General features: G+C 44.8%; 4 protein-coding genes. All 4 read right to left on the minus strand.

The features are described 5' to 3' along the window. Positions 1-215 precede the first annotated feature (215 nt). Positions 216-2,918, minus strand: a complete 2,703-nt coding sequence (locus QT974_RS29465) for a transglycosylase domain-containing protein (protein WP_333471935.1) — start codon at positions 2,916-2,918, stop codon at positions 216-218. Positions 2,919-3,074: 156 nt separating this feature from the next. Beyond that, complete coding sequence (gene chlG, locus QT974_RS29470) at positions 3,075-4,085, minus strand: chlorophyll synthase ChlG (RefSeq protein WP_333471936.1); 1,011 nt, start codon at positions 4,083-4,085, stop codon at positions 3,075-3,077. 515 nt (positions 4,086-4,600) lie between these two features. Beyond that, on the minus strand, positions 4,601-5,068 hold the full coding sequence (locus tag QT974_RS29475) for a DUF29 domain-containing protein (RefSeq protein WP_333471938.1): 468 nt from the start codon (positions 5,066-5,068) through the stop codon (positions 4,601-4,603). A 128-nt stretch (positions 5,069-5,196) separates the two neighbouring features. After that, positions 5,197-5,901, minus strand: a complete 705-nt coding sequence (locus tag QT974_RS29480) for a helix-hairpin-helix domain-containing protein (RefSeq protein WP_333471937.1) — start codon at positions 5,899-5,901, stop codon at positions 5,197-5,199. Positions 5,902-6,196: the final 295 nt, after the last annotated feature.

Genomic DNA, 6,196 nt, shown 5'->3' on the forward strand with positions numbered 1-6,196 from the left:
ATGGATGGCTTTTTTATGGTGAAACTCAAGCGAGATTAAGAAGAATTCAACCCGCTCCCGTCGGGTTTTGTTTGTATAGACGCGGTTTCAACCGCCGTCTTCTTATGGATGGCTTTTTTATGGTGAAACTCAAGCGAGATTAAGAAGAATTCAACCCGCTCCCGTCGGGTTTTGTTTGTATAGACGCGGTTTCAACCGCCGTCTTCTTTAAGAGTTTAATATCTCTGATCTTGATGAGCAGGTTCTTGATAAGCTGGTTCTTGATAAGCTGGTTCTTGATAAGCCGGCTCTTGCCACTCGCGGCGCCGGGGTTCGGGATTGGGATTGTAAGGTACGATCGCACCATCGTCATTCATAATCATCCCTCGAATAATCTCCTTCGGTTCGACGGGTTTCGCCTTAATGCTGCCTTTGCGGCCCTCCAACTGAGGTAACTTGGGAAACTCCTGAACCGGCATTCCCTTGACGGCTTGACTCATAAAATCGCGCCAATTGTAAGCAGCAGTACCGCTAGTTCCCCCCGTCGGATAATTGTCATCATTCCCCAGCCAAACGCCAGTTACTACCTGCGGAATGTAACCGATAAACCACAAATCCCGCACCTTTTCCGAAGTACCAGTTTTGCCGGCTACAGCCCGATCGCCCAAAGAAGCAGGCCCGCCCGTACCACCAGTCACCACACCCTCCAACATCCAAGTAGTAATTGCCGCACTATCCTTATCCAAAACCCGCTTCGGTTTAAAATCAGCCTGATAAATCACATCTCCCCGCTGATTGATCACCTTAGTAATTCCGTGGGCTTCAATAAAATTACCTTCCGCCGCTAAAGTACCGTAAGCATTAGTTAACTCCAGCAAATTCACCTCAGACGAGCCCAAAGCTAGGGAATAAATCGGACTTAATTTAGACTTAATTCCCATATCGTGGGCTAATTTGATTGCCGGTTCAAAGCCGACATCCATCAACACTCTGACAGCTACGACATTTACCGAACTCGTCAAAGCATCAGAGATCGATCGCCAACCGCTAAACTTTTTCCCGTAATTATTCGGTTGATAGCCGTCGATAATAATGGGGGCATCTTCATAGCTGTCGTAGGGCGAAAAACCCGCCCCCATAGCCGCCGCATAAACCAACCCTTTAAACGTCGATCCGGGCTGGCGCAAAGCCTGCGTAGCTCGATTAAACTGACTTTCCTTAAAACTTCCGCCACCGACTAAAGCCTTAACTTCCCCAGTTTTAGATTCTATTGAAACCAAAGCCGCCTGTTCAAAACCCTGACGGCGGCCATCAACCTCGATCGCATCTTTAATAACTTGTTCCGCTATTTTCTGCCACTTCAAATCCACCGTCGTCTCGACAGTCAAACCGCCCGATTCCAAAGCATCCTTAGAAACATAGCGCGGCAATTCCTTGCGAATGTAACTAGCAAAATAAGGCGCGACTACTTTAAATCGCTTCGGCTGACTTTGTTTCACCTTGAGAGGTTGCGCCTGGGCCTCCTTCGCTTGGGCCTCTGTAATTACCTTCGCTTCCTGCATTTGTTGCAGCACAGTATTACGGCGCTGTTTAGCAAGATTTGGATTAACTAAAGGCGAATATTCGCTCGGTGCGGGCGGTAAACCTGCCAAAGTTGCCATTTCTGCCAAAGTTAATTTATCGACTGGTTTGCTAAAGAAAACCCAAGCCGCATCCGCGACACCGTAAGCATCAGAACCCAAATAAACCAGATTTAAATATCTTTCTAAAACTTGTTCTTTAGTCAACTCCCGCTCAATTTTTCGAGCTAACAGAGCTTCCCGAACCTTGCGCTTAATGCTTCTTTCTTGATTGAGAAAAACCACGCGGGCTAATTGTTGCGTAATGGTACTGCCGCCCTGCACTAAATCTCTCGCAAGCAGATTAGAACCGATCGATCGCACAATACCTTGATAATCCACCCCGCGATGTTCGTAAAAACGGCGGTCTTCTATCGAAATAAAAGCTTTAGTCAACAGTTCGGGAATTTCCTTCAGTTTCAGCTTATCTCTAGTTGCCGGCCCCGACTGCAACAAAATCGTATTGTCAGCCGCCTTAATTGTCAGCGTTCCATCGCGGTTAAAAGCCGACAAATCATTAACATCCGGCAAACCTTTGTCTAAGGTGTATAAAATCCACAAACCGTAGATTAAAGCACCACTTCCTATACTGAGAATACCTAAACCTATCCAAAATCTCGGGCGACGGGATATCTGTTTTTTAGTTTTTTTCTGCGGTGCGCTATCTTCCTCCGGTGCAATACTTTCCTGTCGTTCTGTATTTATTTGCAGCTTGGTATTTTCAGATGCAATACTTTCCTGTATTTCCGTATTTATTTGCAGCTTGGTATTTTCAGGTGCAATACTTTCCTGTCGTTCTGTATTTTGAAGAACACTATTTTGAGGTGCAATATTTTGCTGTATTTCCGTATTTATTTGCAGCTCGGTATTTTGCGGTGCGCTATTTTGCTGCAACTCCCTACTCTGGGATTTTTCGGGTAATTTAGTTCCCAGTAAACTCAATCCAGGCCGCAATAATTCCTTTCCTTTTTCTTGCAAGCTGGTAACTTGAGGTTCAATTTCCAACCAAACGATTAAGCGCCTCAAGCCTTCCCAATTGCGCTTGACTATGGGATATTCATCATGTTCTGAGTCGGAATATTCCGATGCTAATTCTGACTCTTCTGGAGGTTCACCATCTTCTGATATCACATACTCCGATCGCACATCCGTCGTCTTTGCAGACAATTGGGCCGGGGATGGCGGCGAGTTTAGCCCGGTGCTATTGGCAGTATTTGGCGATTCTCGATCGGAATTATCGCCTACTCCCTTAGTGACTTTGCTCAATTTATCCTTGATATTTGAGAAAAATTCTGACACGTTCAGACCTTCAAACCTCATCAATTTAAATTAAAAATTAAAAATTAAAAAGGCTAACCCCCTTCAATTTTTAATTTTTAACTTGACATCTTTTCTTCAAGAAAACTGTGCAGAGTCTTGAGTTATTTATTTTTAGTTAAAATTATTGAACTAAAAATAAATAACTCAAAATTTTTCTCAACCAGCATGGCCTAGTGCCAAACCCGCTACCAGCATACCCAGTACCAGGAAAGGCTGAGCACTTGCCTGATATTTAACATCATTTTCCAGAGGATTGCGCAAAAAGTACATATCCTGAAAAGTGATTTGAGGGACGATCAGGAGCAAGAGAATGACAGCGTAAAGGTTTTGGTGAATGCTGATCAGGTAGCCTGCAATCCCTGCTTGAAATATGTCGATCGCCAACACGCAAATCCAAGCTGCGGTGCCGATGCCAAACATCACTGGCAAAGATTTTAACCCTAATTGGCGATCGCCCTCGACACTTTTAAAATCATTAACGATCGCAATTCCCAGCCCTGCCAAACTGTAAAACAGCGTCAAAACCATAATCGTGGGATCTAGTGTACCAAACAAAGCTTGACCTGCCCACCAAGGCAGAGCGATGTAGCTAGCACCTAGGGCATAATTTCCCAACCAGCCATTCTGCTTCAGTTTCAGCGGAGGCGCGGAGTAGATGTAAGCCAAAAATGCGCCGCCGAGAGTCAAAACAGTCATGATGGGGAATTCATGACCCGCCCACAAGTCTAGAGCATAGGCTACCGCAATGCCTGCGGCTAATAATACCAAAATTTGCGTTACTACTTGAGGAATCGAGATAATCCCCGACGGAATCGGGCGGTAGGGCTCGTTAATGGCGTCGATATCGCGATCGTAAAAATCGTTCAAAGTTTGAGTGTACCCAGCCAGCAAAGGCCCTGACATCAACATACACGCGGAGGCGATCGCAAAATTCTCTAAATTCCAAACATAGTTTCCCGAAGAAGCCGCCCCGCACACCACGCCCCACATCAGGGGAATCCAGGTAATCGGTTTCATCAGTTGCAAGCGAATCTTCCAGATGGAAGTTTCCCCGCTAGCAGCCCCTTTCATACCCAACATTTGCCGAGTTTTGGCACTGCGGTTTTCGGTAGCAGCGCTTGGACGCGAGGGTTCTGGGGTGATTTCGGATGGAGGAGAGTCAGACATAATTTGATGTGAGTGGTACTGCTACTATTGTGTAGTTTTCTGTTTCAATAATAATTCTGATAGAATACCACTGATATTTAAGGCATCGTCTGGAAAACTTACCCGGATTGGAGTTGATGCTAGAGAAAAATACGGGTTTTACCGAAATCTTTTAATATCATTATTTTGTGTAAATGTCAAGAGGACAAATAGTTTTTTGATCATTTAGCTGAACCCGCCTGGTGTTGGAGATGTTGGTCAGCGGGTGCATTTAAGGTAGATGACAGGGAGCTGCGCGATCGGGCTTTTGCCATACTACAGCCTTTCTCGGCAACAGTGCGGTACGGTTGGGAATGAGAAGGTAATGGGTAGACTTATTTCCTAAATTTTTGATTGATAGGAAAACCGCAGATTAAGGCAGATTAACACAGATTAACGCAGATAATTTCAAGATATGTCTGTGAATGATAATCTTATCTGGAATTGCTCGCCCCCGTACCTCACTCAATTGAGAAAGGCTATACCGTTAAATCGTCTCATCGGGCAAAAACTGGCGGCCAAAAGTCAGAATCTAGAACCTCGACAGCAGAATAGATACACGATTGCGGAAACGTTTCTACAGACAATCCAGTTTCAGCACTTGCTTGTTCTAGAGCATCCGCATAACATTCAACTAACACCTCTTCAAGATATGGTTTTAGAATGGGGGAATCTTTTAGGGTTTTGCGAATGCGTCTGCGATGCTCAACAATACTGCCTTTCCAACTCCCGCTTCTTTGCTCCGGTTGAAATTGCCACTTCAGCAAGTGCAGGATAATTACCACAAGATTACTTTCTAAACTCCTGCGTTCACTTCGCCCCATGTCTTCAATTTCTGCAATCAAGTTTTCCCAATCGATGTTTGAGTAGTCGCGAGCCCGCAACTTTTCCACAGTGGTTTCAATCCATCTGAGGTAATCGGTATCATACAATTTTTGTCGGTCAACTTCTAATTTTGTTGTCATAAGCTGTTCGTGCAAAGCTGGTGTGCATCTAACTTTAACAATCCTGTTTTGGGAAACCATGACTAGGGTGGCTTTGAGCAGCGCCCGAAACATACAATTTAAATCCACAACAGCTTAACAACTGCCAACTAACAAATATGGCGGTATGAATCAAAAGGCAGTCCCGTCCGCCGCTTGACATCAACAACTGATTTGTATGCGCCTTTAACCTGTCTTTCTCTAACTATTGTTTCAGCCACAACTCGATCTAAACCGCTTTGGATCAACTCTTCTGGCGAAAGAACATTTAACCGTTTCCAAGTAAATTGGGATTCTTTTTGATAATTGTAGCTAAAGCAAATCATCGGGGCGATGCGTCTGACGTGACTTTCGGGAACTCCGGCGATTTCCGATAACTCTTCGGCGTGGGTAAAAAGGTAGCCTTCGTTTTGCAAAGATTCAATATCGTTAGCGTAGACGATCGGCAAACCCAAGATTTTGACCATATCATCTTTGGTACACTCGTTAATATCTATTTTGCCGCGCAGGTTGGCTAGTTCTTCGGCATTTGTCGCAGTTGCAGGAACCAGCAAGCCTCTGGGTGCGGTTTTGATCAGATAGCGCTTTTTCAAAGCAAAGGCTGTGGCAATTTGAGCGATCCAAACGAGCGTACCCAAATTAGCTGAAGAAGATAGCGCTAGTGCTGCTAAAGTAATGCCAACACCCCATCCCATCCAACTGCGAATATTTGTTTTTTGGCCTGCATAGGCGATCGCCAATCCGCCAAAGTAGGGAATAAAAGAATACCACACCCAGTTGGGAGTTTGACGCAGCCAGTATAATTCTTGAGACACTTTAGTTCTATCCTCTATCGACTTTTGTTTGACTCTTATTTAAATCTCACCTTTTTCATACATAACTTATGCAAAAAGTGGTTTGACACGCTACTCATAGGGGTAAGGTACTTGGGGGCAAACCCTACTACCTATATAGCCTTCCGATCTCCCATATGAGGTACTATGCCGCATCGGGCATTGGGCATTGGGCATTGGGCATTGGGCATTGGGAAGAAGACCCGCGCAGGGCATTGCACCTTGGTTGTTATTAGTTATTATCACCAACAAATAACAACCAACAAATAACAACCAA

Source organism: Microcoleus sp. BM001215392, assembly GCF_036700185.1.
Taxonomy (GTDB): domain Bacteria; phylum Cyanobacteriota; class Cyanobacteriia; order Cyanobacteriales; family Microcoleaceae; genus Microcoleus.

What these genes read in the sequence shown, in the direction of transcription:
- QT974_RS29465 (WP_333471935.1), bottom strand. Translation starts at nt 2,918, where the DNA reads ATGAGGTTTGAAGGTCTGAACGTGTCAGAATTTTTCTCAAATATCAAG.
- chlG (WP_333471936.1), bottom strand. Translation starts at nt 4,085, where the DNA reads ATGTCTGACTCTCCTCCATCCGAAATCACCCCAGAACCCTCGCGTCCA.
- QT974_RS29475 (WP_333471938.1), bottom strand. Translation starts at nt 5,068, where the DNA reads ATGACAACAAAATTAGAAGTTGACCGACAAAAATTGTATGATACCGAT.